Source organism: Rhodoferax ferrireducens (assembly GCF_003347515.1).
In the GTDB taxonomy this organism is placed as follows: domain Bacteria; phylum Pseudomonadota; class Gammaproteobacteria; order Burkholderiales; family Burkholderiaceae_C; genus Rhodoferax.
The window spans coordinates 15,091-31,344 of sequence record NZ_QEII01000300.1 but is presented as its reverse complement, the minus strand read 5'-3'; the positions used below and the strand labels follow the sequence as shown (position 1 = coordinate 31,344).

The following is a 16,254-nucleotide window of genomic DNA, read 5'->3' as shown; positions in this document are numbered from 1 at the left end:
ATTATCCAAAAATTCAACTTAAAACCCCTATCAAGTTGAATTAATTAATTTCAATATAACATTTTGTTACCCCTTGTCAAACCGGTACTGACAAGTGAGTCACAACTAGTGGTTTTTTGGGGTCACATCGCCGCTAAAGCAATTGTGTTGAGCAACAGCAGCTATCAAAGTCGGAGCTTTAACGCAGAAGCCGAACGCCCGGGTCAATGCAAATTGATGGCGCGCGCGTCAGAAAAAAGATCCACTTGGGCCAGCGTGTGCTCTGACTTTCCAATCAAGGCCACATAGTGGGCAAGTTCCGCATTCTGAATAAAACTTGCTGACGACTCGGCTGAAAGCATTTTGTCGGGATGCTGAGATCGTGCGACGGCAAATCCCTGCACATAGTCGACGCCAATCTCGGTCAGGGTCTGCACGGTCGCGTTGTCTTCCGCCCATTCGGCAATCACTTTCATACCCAGGTTTCTGGCCAGGCTGACAATGGCTTCGACGATGGCGATGTTGGCCGGGTGCTTGTTCATGTTGACGATGAAGCTGCCGTCAATCTTCAGCAGATCCGCCGTGAACTCCTTCAAGTACGAGAATGAGGTGTACCCCGCGCCGAAGTCGTCCAGCGCTACCTTGGCGCCGTAGCCCCGCACCTTGTCAACGAATCGCCGCGTATTTTTGAGGTCATGCAAGGCCACGCTTTCGGTGATCTCAAGGCACAATTTGCCGACGATGTGCATGTTCTTCTCAAGCATGGCGTACACCTCCTGCAGAAACCGCTCGTCGTTCAATGATGCACCGCTCAAATTCATGCAGACGAATTTTGTGCGCGTCATATCCCTGTAGTTGGTGTTGAGCCAGGCCAGTGTGGTCGTCAGGACCCAGCGGTCAATCATGTCCATGCGTCCACTGCTTTCCGCTGCGGCAATCAGCCGGTCTGTAGGAACCACTTTGCCATCCGGGTCACGCATGCGCAAAAGCACTTCAAAATTCAGTGATTCGTGCGGCTTTGTGAGCGACATGATGGGCTGCATTTCCAGATACAGACCATCGGTGGCGGAACTGGTGGAGAGCAGCGCGATCAATTTGAGTTCGGCTTCATGCTGCTGGAACCCGATCGCATGCTTTTCATACACCACCAGTCCGCCGCCGTTGGCGGATTTGGCTTGGCGACAAGCGCGGTCGGCCGTCGACATGGCGTCATTGAACTGCATGCCGGTGCTGACCTCAATGAGTCCGATGGAGCCGCGCACATAAAAGGCCTTGTCACCTACGCGGTAGGGCTGTGTGCCAATGGCGTCGACGATGCCCTGGCACAGGATCGAGGCCAGCGCGACGGGCGTCTCAGGGAACACAATGACAAACTCATCGCCGCCGACACGGCCAAATTGAAGATCGCGCGAGAGCATGCTCGACACGCGCTTGCACACCTGTTGCAACACGTCGTCGCCAGCGCCGTGGCCGAACAGATCATTGATCAGCTTGAAGCGGTCGAGGTCAAGGTAGGCGAGCGCCAAGGTGTTGCCTTCGGTCAGCTTGGCGATGGCGCCGTTGAGCACTTTTTCGATACCGCGCCGATTAAGCACTTTGGTCAGTGAATCGTGGTTGGCCAGAAAATACAGATCGGCACTGGCTCTGGATTTCTCGGTGACGTCCTGCAATGAGCCTTCAATCCTGTCGCGGGCTAGCGTCGCCTTGACGAGAAAGCGTTTTGAATCCGTGAAGCCAAGCATCTTCCTGCCGTTGATTTCCATTTCATCTTCGGTCTTGTCAGACACCATCTGATGCAGTTGTGTCCAGGCACCGTCGGCAAAATACTGCTGCCAGCTATTGCCCCCGTCCGAGAGCACATTCGGACTCAGCATGGCGAGCAGGGCCGGGTTAGCGCTCATGAATCGACCGCGCAGATCCAGGGTGAAAAGACCGATGGGCATGGCATCAAAGGTGTGCTTCAGTTCAGCTTGAACCTCCAGCCGTTGCGTGTGCTCCTGGCGCATATGTTCGGCAATCGCCAGGGCCGCAAGCAGGCTTGACGATAGGGCTGCGGTAACGAAGTTCACCGATCCGATCAGGCCCTTGATTCCCAATGCTGCAAAAAGGACTTCGGAAAAACTGGCGATCAGCGTGATGCTGATTGATGCGCTGTACCACATGGCCACCCGCGAACGGGTCTTCAACAGAATACGCGCCAGGTAATACACCAGAACCCCGACGGTCAGGCCGGCACAGACCCAAAGAATTGGCAGAAATGACCGATAAGGAACTAGGACAGAAAGCAGCAGCAGAGGCAAGCAGGTCCACTGCGCAATCCGCAATATCAATAAGGAGCCGATTTTGCTCAATTCATCACGGAAAAGTACTTTGAAGAGAGTGACTGTCAGCAAGTAATACAAGGCAAGCGTGACCGGCCGAATGCCCAACAGCCAATCGTAAGGTACTGTATTTCCCAGCCATTGTGAGTCCCATCCGGCAGAGTTGGCGCCCATTCTTAAATTCACCACAAGCCATGCCGCGAACAGGATGTACAAGCCGTTTCGGTTGATCAAAGCCGTGATCAGCACAAAAATGGCCAGTACGATGAGACCACCGTCCAGCAGGCCGGACTTGCGCTGAAATTCCTGTGCAGAAATTTCCAAATCGGCGGCCTTCCATGTCAGGGCCGAAAGACGGGCCGGACCGATGGCACTGGTGCGGCACAGCACCTGCCCGTCTTTGAGGGATGGACTGAGCGCGAGCGCAAAACCGGCCTTGATCGGCGAGATGCTGCCGGCCGCGCTCAGGCGGCTGCCATTGCCAAGCGGATGGAGGGTCCTCGCATCCCAGCATGCGATGTCGACTGCATGCCGCGAGGGAAACTCAACCACCAAGGGTGTGCGATCCACTTCTTCGGGGGCGTTGAATGCAAACCAGAAAGGGGCTTCCGAACGCTGCGTATCGTAGTGCGGGCTGAGCGTGCGGCCCTGCAAATGCGCCAGTACTTGCGCGGGTTCCACCAGGCCGTTCGTGCCTTTGATGGCCTGAATTTCCAGTGCTTGCGGGTGAACTACAGGGTATTGTGTTTTCCAGGCAAATAGTGCCAGCAAAGACGCCAGACCGATAAAAAAAGGCAGCGCATAAGCCGAGAATCCGTACAGCAACCGATCCAGTCCCTTGTTGAAACTGTCGATTTGACTACGGAAGTACTCTGATGATTTATGCATTTAGTTTATTGCTCGGCACTGGAATACCTCGCTCGGCATGATTGGGTGCCGTCGGGCGCTGTCTTGTTTGGCTGGGAAATCATCAAAACCACATGCTTTGCCATCCTTGCCTGCGGTTCAAGAACCCTATTGTTTCTTTATTTCACGTTTTGTAAAACGCTGTTACAAAATAAACATACACCGGTCGGGATAAAACCACAAGGGAATTTAGAGTATGTCGTCACAAAACCAACATACTGCTTCAGATTCGACTGCCTATGATGAGCAAAGGCGCAAGGGCACTGTGCTGGTGCGCCTTGCAAAGAGATGGCTGGCTAGCTGGGTGCGGTCGGTGCGGACAGACCGCCGTGGCCACTCACATGGGAAGCATTGCAGATTGAGCTGGCCGGGGCTGTCTCGTTAGCGGCGCAGTGAGTGGTTGGCGATGATCGCTGACATCCAGATCCGGATGATGCGTGTGAAAGAAGAAGTCATAAAGTGGCTGTTTTGCTGCGGCCCAGCTCGGCTCCACGGCATCAACTTCCAGGGACATCACGCGATGCGGCAGGTTGCCGACGTGGCTAAAGGGAATGTAGCCCATGCCCGGAAACACATCTTTAAACAGCAGTCGGTCATACATCCGGTCGACGGGAGCACGTCCGGTGACGACCATCCATTCGATGCCGGTCTGCAGACAATACTGATAAAAGGCCTTGAACAGCACTGTGGTCACGAGACGACCGCCCTTGCCGTCGGTAACGCCCAAGCGGGTGGCCTCAGCCAGCGGCCGCGCCTTGAGCCATGCGGGCAACTCGACCGACTGTTCAAGGCAAAGTGGCTTGAACTGGTTGGTCTGGATGCGCATGGTGCCCAGCGGGGAACCATCCAGTTTTGATTCGGCCAGCAAGACCACTACGCCATTGTCGGCATCAGCGGTTTCGGCTGCTTTGAGTGATTCAGCGAAAACCGGTAGATGGCGTGCGTAAGCCGAGTGGCGAATCTGCACTGCTTTGTCCAAGTCGTCTTCGTCGCGCACCAAGCGGACGGTGAACGGAAGCAACTCCCTCGTCATGGCGGGTTCGGTCAGTGCGTCGACGCCGGATGGACGCGTTTCGATACGATGAGGCTGGAAGTCGGCAGACATTGCGTGCTGATTCATGAGGACACTCCTTGATGTAAGGTGGGTTGGACCCATCGGACGAGCCAAATTGGTGTTGTCTGATGCGCTGAAAGTCAATGTAGATGCGGCTATCAAGAACTCATGTCGGCGTCTGGATAATCCGGATGTAAGGGTTTTTTCAGTGCATGTAGGTTTTTTCCTACAAGCGCGTCCACCTTTGCGCAAGTCGCCACAGGGGTACTTGGCCCACCCTCCTGTGGCAAACTGGCCACCCTTTTTCAGTTTTAGTCAGCGTCAGGCTGGCGGTTCATACAGTCATGCAGAAAATCATCGCGCAAATCGCGCAGGAAATCCGGGTTCAGACCAAGCAGGTGCAGGCCGCCGTTGAGCTGTTGGATGGGGGTGCCACGGTGCCCTTTATCGCCCGCTACCGCAAGGAAGTGACCGATGGTCTCGACGACATCCAGCTGCGCGAGCTGGAAGCCCGGCTGGGCTATTTGCGCGAGCTGCGTGACCGGCTGCAGACGGTGATCAAGAACATTGAGGAGCAGGGCAAGATGACACCGGCGCTGCTGGCTGCACTGGTGGCCGCCAGCACCAAACAGGAGCTGGAAGACCTGTATTTGCCGTTCAAGCTGAAACGTCGCACCAAGGGGCAACTGGCGCGCGAGGCCGGACTGGAACCTCTGGCCGACGCGCTGTTTGCCAACCCCGATCTGGTGCCGGCGGACGAGGCCGTGGCCTACGTGATCCCCATGCGGCCGGTGGTGGAGGGCGAAGACAAGCAACCCGATTTTTCCACGGTGCAGGCGGTGCTGGACGGCGTGCGCGACTGCTTAAGCGAGCGCTGGGCCGAAGACGCCACCGTGGTGCAGGACCTGCGCGAATGGCTGTGGCAAGAGGGTCTGTTTCAAAGCAAACTCATGGACGGCAAGGACGAAAACCACGCCGATGTGGCCAAGTTTCGCGATTACTTTGACTACGACGAACCGATTGGCCGCGTGCCCTCGCACCGCGCACTGGCGGTGTTCCGCGGCCGTGGGCTGGAGATTCTCGATGCCAAGTTGGTGCTTCCTGAGTTAAATCAGCCTCTAGCCACCGTCGCTTCTGCGCAAGCAGCTATTAAAACAAGAGCAACGCCGGTGGTGTCGCTGGCCGAGGGTCGCATTGCGCTGCGTCTGGGCTGGAGCCACAAGGCGCGCGCCGCCGACGATTTGATCCGCAAGTGCGTGGCCTGGACCTGGCGCGTCAAACTGAGCTTATCCACCGAGCGCGACCTGTTCACCCGGCTGCGTGAAGACGCCGAAAAAGTCGCCATCAAGGTATTTGCCGACAATCTGCGCGATTTGCTGCTGGCGGCTCCGGCCGGGCCGCGCGTGGTGCTCGGGCTGGACCCCGGCATCCGCACCGGCGTCAAAGTGGCGGTGGTCGATACCACGGGCAAGCTGGTCGAAACCTCCACCGTGTTCCCGCACGAGCCGCGCAAGGACTGGGAGGGCTCGCTTCACATTCTGGGCAAGCTGTGCGAGAAGCACGGCGTGAATCTGATCGCGATTGGCAACGGCACGGCCAGCCGCGAAACTGACAAGCTGGCCGCCGATTTGATCAAGCTGATGGCCAAAGTGTCGGATCGCCTGATTGAAAAAGTGGTGGTCAGCGAAGCCGGGGCTTCCGTCTACTCGGCCAGCGAATTCGCTTCGCAGGAAATGCCGGATGTGGACGTCAGCCTGCGCGGCGCCGCCAGCATTGCGCGCCGCCTGCAGGATCCGCTGGCCGAGCTGGTCAAGATCGATCCCAAATCGATTGGCGTCGGCCAGTACCAGCACGACGTGAATCAGAGCGAACTGGCCAAGACGCTGGAAGCCGTGGTGGAAGACTGCGTGAACTCGGTGGGTGTGGACCTGAACACGGCCAGCGTGCCGCTGCTGTCGCGCGTGTCCGGCCTGAGCGGCAGTGTCGCCAAGGCCGTGGTGCGCTGGCGCGAGGCCAATGGCGCCTTCAATAATCGCCAGCAACTGATGCAGGTGACGGGCCTGGGCGCCAAGACTTTCGAGCAAAGTGCCGGTTTCCTGCGCATTCGGGGTGGCGACAATCCGCTGGACATGACCGGCGTGCACCCCGAGACCTACCCGGTGGTCGAGAAAATCATGCTGCACACGGCCAAGCCGGTGGCCGAGCTGATGGGCCGGGCCGACATGCTCAAAGTCCTCAAACCTGAACTGTTTGCCAATGCGCAGTTCGGTGTCATCACGGTCAAGGACATTCTGGGCGAGCTGGAGAAACCAGGCCGTGATCCACGGCCTGACTTCAAGGTGGCGCGTTTCAATGAAGGCGTGGACGACATCAAGGACTTGAAAGAGGGCATGATTCTGGAGGGCACGGTCAGCAATGTGGCGGCCTTTGGCGCGTTTGTCGATCTGGGCGTGCACCAGGACGGATTGGTCCACGTCAGCCAGTTGGCGCACAAGTTTGTCACCGATGCCCGAGAGATCGTCAAAACCGGCGACATCGTCAAGGTGCAGGTGGTGGAGGTGGACGTGGCGCGCAAACGCATTGCTCTGACCATGAAACTGGGCGCGGCACCCGCACGGCGTGACGCCCCCGGCGACAACCGCTTCCAGGGCGCGACCAACAACCAGCGTGGCCGGCCGGGCGGGCAGGGCGCATATAACGCCACCAACGCGCCGCAATCCAACGCCATGTCCTCGGCGTTTGCCAAGCTCAAGGGCGCTGGCCGTTAAAACAGCGCTGATACATAATGTTTCAATCAGGTTCATTCATCAACGGAATTTGTTAACGGAGTTGCCATGGAACTGAATGCCCTGCTGGCGTCACAGTTCGTGCTGCCCAGCATTCCCAAGGTGCTTGCGCTCTTGCTCAGCGAGTTTGATCAAGATGAGCCTGACCTGAAAAAAATCACCCAGCTCATCAGCACCGATCCGGCCTTGACGACGCGTCTGCTGCAACTGGCCAACTCGGGCTTTTTCAAGCTGTCCGGCAAGATCAGCAGTGTTTCCGAAGCCCTGGCGATTCTGGGACTGGGTCATGTGCGGACCATGGCGGCGGCAGCGGCCTCGGGCGCCTCCTTCAAGGCGGTGCCGGGCATTAATCTGCAGCAGTTTTGGGCCTACAGCCTGAATGTAGCCAAGCTGGCCCGCTCCCTGGCGGGCGTGGTGCGGCAGAACCAGCAGGCGGCTTTTACCGGCGGCCTGATTCACGCGGTAGGCGAACTGGCCATGCACATGGGCATGCCCGACGAGGTGGCTGCGCTGGACCGTGATGTTCCCCCGCTGGACCTGCGCCGCGCAAAGGCGGAAACCAAGGCTTTTGGTTTTTGCTATGCCCAGGTGGGCGCTGGGTTTGCCCGCCAATGGCACATTCCGCAGCCTCTTGTGGATGCGCTGGAGCATCAGTACGCGCCGTTTGAAAACAATGTCTACGAACCCTTGGCGGGTGTCATCCATCTGGCCACCTGGCGGGCGCGCGCCAAAGAGGCCGAGCTGTCCGACAAGGCCCTTGCGGTGACCTTTCCGGGCCCGGTGGGCGAGGTGCTGGGGCTCGACATCGACATGGTGCTGCAGCAGGACCCCATCGATTGGTCGGTCCAGACGCCGGGCCGGCCTCTGCTCTAGGGACTGGCGCGCCTGCGTGCGTCATGGGTTCAAGCTGGCCCGTGAGTTGCTAATTTCTCCGCCCATTTCTGGACTGTCGCTGCGCGCCAATCTGTCCTGAATCAAACCTGCTGCTTCCTCTTCAGAGAACTTCGGGTTTACCCTGAATTATTAACGCAGATTAATGATTCTTCTATTCCCTGTAACTAAAGTGGGCTTTGGTTTTTAAACCAATTTTCCGCGCACCGCGCGGACTACTTTGGGAGGCAGCGTTTTGAATATTTCCAGCGCCATCGTGTATGCCAAGCCGGGCCAAGAACAGGCCTTGCGTGCGCATTTAGCCCAAGTGCAGGGCGTGGAAATCCACGCGAGCACCGATGACGGAAAACTCATCGTCACCATCGAGAGCGAAAACGATCGCAGTGCCGTCGATGCCTACGAGGCCATTGAACGCATGAATGGTGTTCTCTCCATCGCCATGATTTTTCAGCAAACCGAATCCAACCCTGACCAGGAGCTAATGAAATGCAAGTAACCCGTCGTGATCTCATCAAGGCCAACGCTGTCACCGCCGCCGCCACCGTGATCGGCATCAGCGTGCCAGGCGCGCAAGCGCTGGCGCAATCCGGCACCAGCGACGGGGTGCGCTGGGACAAAGGCGTGTGCCGCTTTTGCGGCACCGGCTGCGGCGTGCTCATCGGGGTCAAAGACAACCGCGTGGTCGCCACCCAGGGAGATCCTGACGCGCCCGTGAACAAGGGCCTGAACTGCATCAAAGGTTATTTCCTGTCCAAGATCATGTACGGCAAGGATCGTCTCACCGAGCCGCTCTTGCGCATGAAGAACGGCAAGTTCGACAAGAATGGTGAGTTCGCCCACATCAGCTGGCCGCAGGCGTTCGACATCATGGAAGAGAAGTGCAAGTCCGCACTCAAGGCGGGCGGTCCGAAATCCATTGGCATGTTCGGCTCCGGTCAGTGGACCATCTGGGAGGGCTACGCGGCCGTCAAACTGTTCAAGGCCGGGTTTCGTTCGAACAATATCGATCCGAATGCACGTCACTGCATGGCTTCGGCCGTGGCCGGTTTCATGCGCACCTTCGGCATTGATGAGCCCATGGGTTGCTACGACGACGCCGAGCACGCGGATGCCTTTGTGCTGTGGGGCTCCAACATGGCCGAGATGCACCCGATTCTGTGGTCGCGCGTCACCGACCGGCGCCTCACTGCCAAGCACGTGAAACTGCATGTGTTGTCCACTTTCACGCACCGTTCGTGCGAGCTGGCCGACAACGAACTGATCTTCAAACCGCAGTCCGATCTGGCCATCCTGAACTACATCTGCAACCACATCATCCAAAGCGGTTCGGTCAATGAAGAGTTTGTGAAGAAGAACGTGAACTTCCGCCGGGGTGTCACGGACATTGGCTACGGCTTACGTCCCAATCACCCTTTGGAGCAAGTGGCCAACAACAACGGTTACCCCGGCGCGGACGGCAAACCCAAGGGTAACCCTGGCGCATCAGCGCCCATGACGTTTGATGAATTCAAACAGTTTGTGTCCGAGTACACGCTGGACAAGGCGCACGAGATTTCCGGCGTGCCCAAGGACAAACTCGAAGCCCTGGCCCGCACCTACGCCGACCCGAAAACCAAGATCGTGTCTTACTGGACCATGGGGTTCAACCAACACACGCGTGGTTCGTGGGCCAACAACATGATTTACAACGTGCATTTGCTGACGGGCAAGATTTCGGAACCCGGCAACGGACCGTTTTCGCTCACCGGCCAGCCGTCGGCCTGTGGCACGGCGCGCGAAGTCGGTACCTTTGCCCACCGGTTGCCGGCGGATATGGAGGTGACCAATCCGAAGCATCGCGAAATCACTGAGAAGCAATGGAAGCTGCCCGCCGGCACGGTGCCGGATTGGGTGGGTCTGCATGCGGTGGCGCAAAGCCGTGCGCTCAAGGACGGCAAGCTCAATTTTTACTGGACCTCGACCACCAACAACATGCAGGCCGGGCCCAACATCAACGGCGAAATTTGGCCGGGGTTTCGCAACCCGGCCAACTTTATCGTGGTGTCCGACTGTTACCCCACCGTTTCCGCCCTGGCGGCGGACCTGATTCTGCCGTCGGCCATGTGGGTGGAAAAGGAAGGTGCCTTCGGCAATGCCGAACGTCGCACCCAATTTTGGCGGCAACAGGTCAGGGCACCGGGCAAGGCCAAGTCAGACCTGTGGCAGTACATCGAGTTTTCCAAGCGTTTCAAGGTCGACGAGGTGTGGCCCGCCGAGCTGCTGGAGAAGTCTCCCGAACTCAAGGGCAAGACCTTGTATGAGGTGCTCTACGCCAACGGTCAGGTGAATAAATTTCCGGTGACGGAAATCCAGAAAGGCTTCGAGAACGACGAGTCCAAAGAGCTTGGTTTTTATCTGCAAAAAGGTCTGTTCGAGGAATACGCGGAATTTGGACGCGGCCATGCGCACGACTTGGCACCGTTTGACACCTACCACAAGGCCCGCGGTCTGCGCTGGCCCGTGGTCGACAGCAAGGAAACCTTGTGGCGCTTTCGCGAGGGCTTCGATCCGTATGTGAAAAAAGGTGAAGGCGTCAAGTTCTATGGCAAGCCCGACGGCAAGGCCTGGATCTTTGCCCTGCCTTACCAGCCCGCGGCCGAAGCCCCCGACGCTGAGTTTGATTTGTGGTTGTCCACCGGTCGCGTCATTGAACACTGGCACACAGGCTCCATGACACGACGCGTGCCTGAGTTGTACCGCGCCATGCCCGATGCCTGGCTTTACATGCATCCCGAGGACGCCAAGAAGCGCGGCCTGCAACGCGGCGATACGGTCAAGGTGTCCAGCCGGCGCGGGGAGATCAGCACCAAGGTGGAAACCCGGGGTCGCAACAAACCGCCCCAAGGCCTGGTTTTCATGCCCTTTTTTGACGAGCACCGCCTGGTGAACAAGCTGACGCTGGATGCCACTTGCCCGATTTCGAAAGAGACCGATTTCAAGAAGTGCGCTTGCAAGGTGGTCAAAGCTTGACGGCCTGGATTTGACGCCATGAAAACGCCTGCCACCGCACGTCGCCAGTTCATCTTCGATTCCGCGAAGATGGCCTGCGGCGTGGGTGCGATTGGCTTGGGCCTGGGCTTGTATGGCCAACAGGCCAGGGCCTTGCCCGCAGGCGCGATTCGGCCACCCGGTGCGGGGACCGAGCAGGACTTTCAGTCCGCCTGCATCCGTTGCGGCCTGTGCGTGCGTGACTGCCCCTACGACATACTCCAACTCGCCACACCGGCGCTGCCAGTGGCGACCGGAACGCCTTTTTTTGTGGCCCGCACCAAGCCGTGCGAGATGTGCGAGGACATTCCCTGTGTCAAGGCCTGTCCCACCGGGGCGCTGGACCCCAAGCTGACCGACATCACCCTGGCCAGGATGGGCCTGGCGGTGCTGGTGGACCATGAAACCTGTCTGAACTTTCAGGGCTTGCGCTGCGACGTGTGCTATCGCGTCTGCCCGGCAATCGACAAGGCGATCACGCTGGATTTGCAGCACAACGAGCGCACGGCCAAACACGCCATGTTTTTGCCCACCGTGCATTCAGCGCAATGCACCGGCTGCGGCAAATGCGAGGCTTCGTGCGTGCTGGAGGTGGCTGCCATCAAGGTCTACCCGGTCAAACTGGCCAAGGGTGAACTGGGCGCGCATTACCGGCTGGGCTGGGACGAAAAGCGCAAGGCCGGCAAGTCTTTGGTCGAGGATAGAAGCCTCGTTGATTTGCCCGATCGCATGCCCAAGGGCATGCAACTGCCGGGGCACTCCGATCCGGGTAGCGCAATCTCCAATGAGGCGCCTCGATGAGCCCCGCCGTGAATAGCGTTGGTCAGGAAGCACGGGAGGCCAAGGGTTGGTGGGGTGCGCACCGTTGGCTGCTGCTGCGGCGTGTCTCGCAGCTGAGCCTCCTGAGCTTGTTTTTGCTGGGCCCGTGGTTCGGCTGGTGGCTGGTCAAAGGCAACCTGAATTACAGCCTGACCCTCAACACCGTGCCGCTGACCGACCCGCTGGTGCTGCTGCAATCGCTGGTCACCGCACATACGCCAGAGCGTAACGCGATCATCGGCGCGGTGCTGGTCCTGTTGTTTTATCTGTTGGTCGGCGGCCGCAGCTACTGCGCCTGGGTCTGTCCGGTCAATATCGTCACCGACGCGGCCAGTGCGCTGCGGCGCAAGCTTGACATCCGGGGTGGCGGCGATATGCCGCGCCAGACCCGCTACTGGATGCTGACCCTGATTGTGGTGCTGGCCGCCACCACGGGCAGCATCGTCTGGGAACTGGTCAATCCCGTGTCCATGCTGCACCGGGGCCTGATTTTCGGCATGGGCGCGGGTTGGCTGCTGATAGGCGCGATCTTTTTGCTTGACCTGTTCGTCATGAAACGGGGCTGGTGTGGCCACCTGTGCCCGGTCGGCGCTTTTTACAGTCTCTTGGGACGGTTCAGCCTGGTGCGCGTGTCGGCGAACCAACGCGAGGCCTGCAACAACTGCCTGGATTGTTTTGCCGTGTGTCCCGAGCAGCAGGTGATCCGCATGCCACTCAAAGGCGCAGCCAAGGGCACGAACCCGGTGATTCTCTCAAGCGATTGCAGCAACTGCGGGCGCTGCATCGATGTCTGTTCAAAAGATGTTTTCAGCTTTGGTGGCCGCTTCGCTCCAAAGCCTTCAACCCCGTCCGGCAGCGACAAGTTGTCGCTCTGACTTCAAAGACTTTTTTACACGTGGAGTTCCCATCATGAAGATGACCCTGAAAATCTCGCTGGCTGCTGTGCTGTCTCTGGCCTCATGCTGGAGTACTGCACAGCAGGTCAACAGCATTCGCGGCAGCGATGTCACAAGCATTGACAACGCGCCCATCGTGCAGCCGTATGTCGGAAGCAAGCCGGGTCAACAGGCGCTCATTGTGCGCACCTTCAAGGAACAACCGCCCCTGATTCCGCACAAGGTTGACGGTTTCGATGAAATCACCGCCACGGAAAACGCCTGCCTGGATTGCCACAGCCACACCGAATTCAGAGGCCAGAAAATACCGCGCGCAGGCAAGAGTCATTTTGTCCAACCCGCCAGCACCAATGCCGCCCAAGTGCTGGACATGCAGCGCTGGCAGTGCAACTCCTGCCACGTGCCGCAAATCGATGCCAAGCCCCTGGTGGAGAACGTCTTCAAAGGTAACGTCGGACAGTGACGCGGCAGGGACTCGGCAATCGCCTCAAGAGCGGAAATAAAATGCGCTATATTCAAAACCCCATCTTCAGTAGGGGAAAAGCGCAGCCGCTTCGATGTTGAGTTTTTTGCATCCGGTGGCATCGCGCTTCGTTTCAAGAATTGATCTGTTAAAACTCTTTTTAAACACGAGTTTTGGCGGACACCATGAGAAGAAAAATGCGCAACATCAAGCTGTTCGAATCCGAAACTCACAAGTTCATCCTGCTCAATGAAAGCGAGCCGGGCGAGGAGGACGGCGTTCGTTCCAACCAGTATCTGGTCGTGCATGAAGATGCCGGTGTGTTGCTTGATCCGGGCGGTTTCGGTGTGATGCCGCGTGTGCTGGCCGAGATGCTGCGCTATCTTCCGCCCGACAAAGTTCGCGGTATCTTTCTTTCCCACCAGGACCCCGACATTGTGGGCGGTATTGCCACTTGGCTGGAGCTGATCAAGGCGCCGGTGTATATCTCCCGCATCTGGATGCGCTTCCTGCCGCACTATGGTCTGAAGGATATGTCGCAATTTGTCGGCGTGCCGGATGCAGGCATGGATTGCGAGGTGGCGCCGGGCTTCAACCTCAAAATCGTTCCCGCGCACTTTCTGCATTCGGAAGGCCAGATCAACGTCTACGATCCGGTGTCGAAAATCCTGTTCACCGGCGATATCGGTGCGGCCATGATGCCCATGGACAAGGACGACGCCTATGTCGGTGATTTCAAAAGCCATCTGCCCTATATCGAAGGCTTCCACCGCCGCTATATGTGCTCCAACAAGGCCATCCGCTGCTGGCTGGAGACCATCGCCGGGCTGGAAATTGACATGATCGCGCCGCAGCACGGGCCCATCTATCGCGGCACCGCGGTGCGCGAATTTCTGGACTGGCTGCGTGACCTTCAATGTGGCGTTGACCTGATGCACAGCGGCGGGCGGTTCTCCGAATGAACAGCATTCTCCCCAGCCACCTGGAGGGGGTGCGCCTGCGCGTCATCGATCGCATGGCGGCCTTGCTGGAAAGCCAGACCCGCACCAAGATTTTCGGCGGCAACCTGAATGCGCTGGTGAAGGAGGTTCACCACGAAGTGATCACCGATTTGCGCAGCATTGCCGAGGAAGTGGGGGTGCCGGAACTTAGCCAGCGACTGGAGCGCGCGGTGGAAGCCTGTACCCGCCTGGATGCCACGCTCGACCTTCTGCTGGATGAGCGGCAACGCCAGTGGCACCGCAACGGCAACTACGTGCGGGCGACGATGCAGGAGTTCAACGAGACCTTGACCAACCTGGCTTCGACCTTGATTGAAAAGGACTTGTTCGAGCGCCAGAGCAAGGTGCTGGAGCGCATCATCCTGTCGCACGAGCACGTCGCGCAGTGGAAGGAGTTCGTGCAGGAAATTCTGGCCGACTTTCACGCTATTTTTCCGTTTAACTTCTTCTACATCGCGTTCGCCGAGGAGCACGGTCTCTCCCTTTTTCTCTACTACCTCGGTGACTATGCCGACGATTTGAAGAAAACAGCGCGCGACATGCTGTCCCGGCAGATGCTCGCCAGCCTGATGCTGCCCAACGATGCGCCGCTGGACATCGAGGAGTTCGTTGTCAAAGTGACCGGGCCGGTCGACAGCATCGACGCGGTGCGCATGATCACGGTCGCGGTGCCGGAACACACGCCCAAGCTGGCCGGACTGCTGGGTGTGGCCTATGTCGCCAGCGGCGAGCTGAGCGCCCAGGAGGAAAGCGTGGTGCGCTCCATTCTGTCGGTCATGGTGATGGTGGTCGGCTCCAGCAAGTTGTTGGCGCGCACGCTGACCGAGCTGGAATACTATGCCATGCACGACCCGCTGACCGGCCTCTACAACCGCCGGCATTTCAACAACATCCTGGAATATGAAATCGGGCGCTCGGAGCGGCACAGCCACGAGTTTTCCCTGTTGATGCTTGATTTGGATGATTTCAAGGACATCAACGATTCCTATGGTCACGCGACCGGCGATGAAGCCTTGTGCGGGGTGGCGGAAATCCTGCGCGAGCATATCCGCAAGGGCGACCTGGCGGCGCGCATTGGTGGCGACGAATTTTCCGTCATCCTGATGGAAACCGGCCGCACCGGGGCAGCCACGGTCGCTGCGAACCTGGGTCGCACCTTGCGCGAGCGCGTCTTCACGGCCCCCGACGGCAAGCACTTCCACTTGACGGTTTCAATCGGCATCGCCACGTATCCTGTCGACGCGCAGAACGAGTCCGATCTGCTGGCCGGGGCGGATGTCGCGATGTACCGGGCCAAGGAAATGGGCAAGAACAGTGCTTGCACGCTCGATTCACTGCAAGGGCGGGTCGAGGGCAGCCGCAATACCCGCGACCATGCAGAAAAACTGCGCGAGGCATTGCAGCAGGATCGCATTGTTCCGTATTACCATAGCATCGTCGATTGCCGCACGGGCGAATTGTTCGCCTGCGAAACGCTGGCGCGGCTGATCGAACCGAGTGGCGAAATCCTCTCCGCCGGCATCTTCATCGAGACGATGGAAAAGTACGGCATGGGGCGCGAACTTGACCGTATCATCATCAGCAAGGCGTTCCAGGCGAAGCGCGAGCGCATGGTGTCGGATTCGCCGGGCATCAAGCTGTTTCTCAACCTGTCGGCGCAGGAGATCCAGGGGCGCGGCATCCTGGGCTACGCCGAGGAGTTGTGCAACACGCTGGAGATTCCGCCGGAATGCATCGTTTTTGAAGTCCTGGAACGCGACGCCATCGGCGATATGACCAATATGCGCAAGTTCCTGACCAATCTGCGCCAGAAAGGCTTTGCCTTTGCGCTGGACGATTTCGGCAGCGGCTACAACTCCTTTCACTACCTGCGCGAACTGCAGTTCGAATACGTCAAGATCGATGGCGCTTTCGTGCGCAATATTCTCAATTCCAAGATTGACTACGCGCTGGTTCACAATCTTTCCCGGCTGTGTCAGGACATTGGCATTCAGACGGTGGCGGAGTTTGTCGAGAATCAGGCGATCTTTGATGCACTCAAGGACATGGGCATCAACTATGCCCAAGGCTTTCACATCAGCATGCCCACGCGCGAGATGACGCGTAAATAG

11 protein-coding genes are annotated in these 16,254 nt (G+C 58.4%); 9 read left to right on the top strand and 2 right to left on the bottom strand.

The window, feature by feature from the left end:
* Positions 1–203: 203 nt before the first annotated feature.
* Both C5P05_RS22640 and C5P05_RS22635 read right to left on the bottom strand, forming a co-directional pair.
* The gene (locus tag C5P05_RS22640) at positions 204–3,188 is read right to left on the bottom strand and encodes a putative bifunctional diguanylate cyclase/phosphodiesterase (protein WP_232834628.1); all 2,985 of its coding nucleotides are present in this window, start codon (positions 3,186–3,188) and stop codon (positions 204–206) included.
* Positions 3,189–3,543: 355 nt separating this feature from the next.
* A complete protein-coding gene (locus C5P05_RS22635) occupies positions 3,544–4,326 on the bottom strand; it encodes a hypothetical protein (protein ID WP_198674832.1) in 783 nt (260 codons plus the stop codon).
* A 278-nt stretch (positions 4,327–4,604) separates the two neighbouring features.
* Here C5P05_RS22635 and C5P05_RS22630 point away from each other — a divergent pair, with 278 nt between their 5' ends.
* The 9 genes from C5P05_RS22630 (at position 4,605) to C5P05_RS22590 (ending at position 16,254) form a co-directional block, all read left to right on the top strand.
* The gene (locus C5P05_RS22630; protein WP_114972119.1) at positions 4,605–7,028 is read left to right on the top strand and encodes a Tex family protein; all 2,424 of its coding nucleotides are present in this window, start codon (positions 4,605–4,607) and stop codon (positions 7,026–7,028) included.
* A 66-nt stretch (positions 7,029–7,094) separates the two neighbouring features.
* Positions 7,095–7,919 (top strand): HDOD domain-containing protein, encoded by an 825-nt coding sequence (locus C5P05_RS22625; RefSeq protein ID WP_114972118.1) that lies wholly within the window; start codon positions 7,095–7,097, stop codon positions 7,917–7,919.
* A gap of 253 nt (positions 7,920–8,172) precedes the next feature.
* A complete protein-coding gene (locus C5P05_RS22620) occupies positions 8,173–8,433 on the top strand; it encodes a chaperone NapD (protein ID WP_157979431.1) in 261 nt (86 codons plus the stop codon).
* Entirely contained in the window at positions 8,424–10,946 is a 2,523-nt protein-coding gene (gene napA, locus C5P05_RS22615; RefSeq protein ID WP_114972116.1) for a nitrate reductase catalytic subunit NapA, read from the top strand. The genes C5P05_RS22620 and napA overlap by 10 nt, the downstream gene beginning before the upstream one ends.
* An 18-nt stretch (positions 10,947–10,964) precedes the next feature.
* Positions 10,965–11,765 carry a ferredoxin-type protein NapG gene (gene napG / locus C5P05_RS22610; protein ID WP_114972115.1) on the top strand — a complete coding sequence of 267 codons (801 nt, stop codon included), beginning with the start codon at positions 10,965–10,967 and terminating at the stop codon, positions 11,763–11,765.
* Positions 11,766–11,773: 8 nt separating this feature from the next.
* Positions 11,774–12,658 (top strand): quinol dehydrogenase ferredoxin subunit NapH, encoded by an 885-nt coding sequence (napH, locus tag C5P05_RS22605; protein ID WP_232834627.1) that lies wholly within the window; start codon positions 11,774–11,776, stop codon positions 12,656–12,658.
* A 34-nt stretch (positions 12,659–12,692) separates the two neighbouring features.
* On the top strand, positions 12,693–13,142 hold the full coding sequence (locus C5P05_RS22600) for a nitrate reductase cytochrome c-type subunit (protein WP_157979430.1): 450 nt from the start codon (positions 12,693–12,695) through the stop codon (positions 13,140–13,142).
* Between the two features lie 197 nt (positions 13,143–13,339).
* Entirely contained in the window at positions 13,340–14,104 is a 765-nt protein-coding gene (locus tag C5P05_RS22595) for an MBL fold metallo-hydrolase (protein WP_114972112.1), read from the top strand.
* Positions 14,101–16,254 carry a putative bifunctional diguanylate cyclase/phosphodiesterase gene (locus C5P05_RS22590; RefSeq protein WP_114972111.1) on the top strand — a complete coding sequence of 718 codons (2,154 nt, stop codon included), beginning with the start codon at positions 14,101–14,103 and terminating at the stop codon, positions 16,252–16,254. Before C5P05_RS22595 ends, C5P05_RS22590 begins: the two co-directional genes overlap by 4 nt.

What these genes read in the sequence shown, in the direction of transcription:
- C5P05_RS22640 (WP_232834628.1), bottom strand. Translation starts at nt 3,188, where the DNA reads ATGCATAAATCATCAGAGTACTTCCGTAGTCAAATCGACAGTTTCAAC.
- C5P05_RS22635 (WP_198674832.1), bottom strand. Translation starts at nt 4,326, where the DNA reads ATGAATCAGCACGCAATGTCTGCCGACTTCCAGCCTCATCGTATCGAA.
- C5P05_RS22630 (WP_114972119.1), top strand. Translation starts at nt 4,605, where the DNA reads ATGCAGAAAATCATCGCGCAAATCGCGCAGGAAATCCGGGTTCAGACC.
- C5P05_RS22625 (WP_114972118.1), top strand. Translation starts at nt 7,095, where the DNA reads ATGGAACTGAATGCCCTGCTGGCGTCACAGTTCGTGCTGCCCAGCATT.
- napA (WP_114972116.1), top strand. Translation starts at nt 8,424, where the DNA reads ATGCAAGTAACCCGTCGTGATCTCATCAAGGCCAACGCTGTCACCGCC.
- napG (WP_114972115.1), top strand. Translation starts at nt 10,965, where the DNA reads ATGAAAACGCCTGCCACCGCACGTCGCCAGTTCATCTTCGATTCCGCG.
- C5P05_RS22600 (WP_157979430.1), top strand. Translation starts at nt 12,693, where the DNA reads ATGAAGATGACCCTGAAAATCTCGCTGGCTGCTGTGCTGTCTCTGGCC.
- C5P05_RS22595 (WP_114972112.1), top strand. Translation starts at nt 13,340, where the DNA reads ATGCGCAACATCAAGCTGTTCGAATCCGAAACTCACAAGTTCATCCTG.
- C5P05_RS22590 (WP_114972111.1), top strand. Translation starts at nt 14,101, where the DNA reads ATGAACAGCATTCTCCCCAGCCACCTGGAGGGGGTGCGCCTGCGCGTC.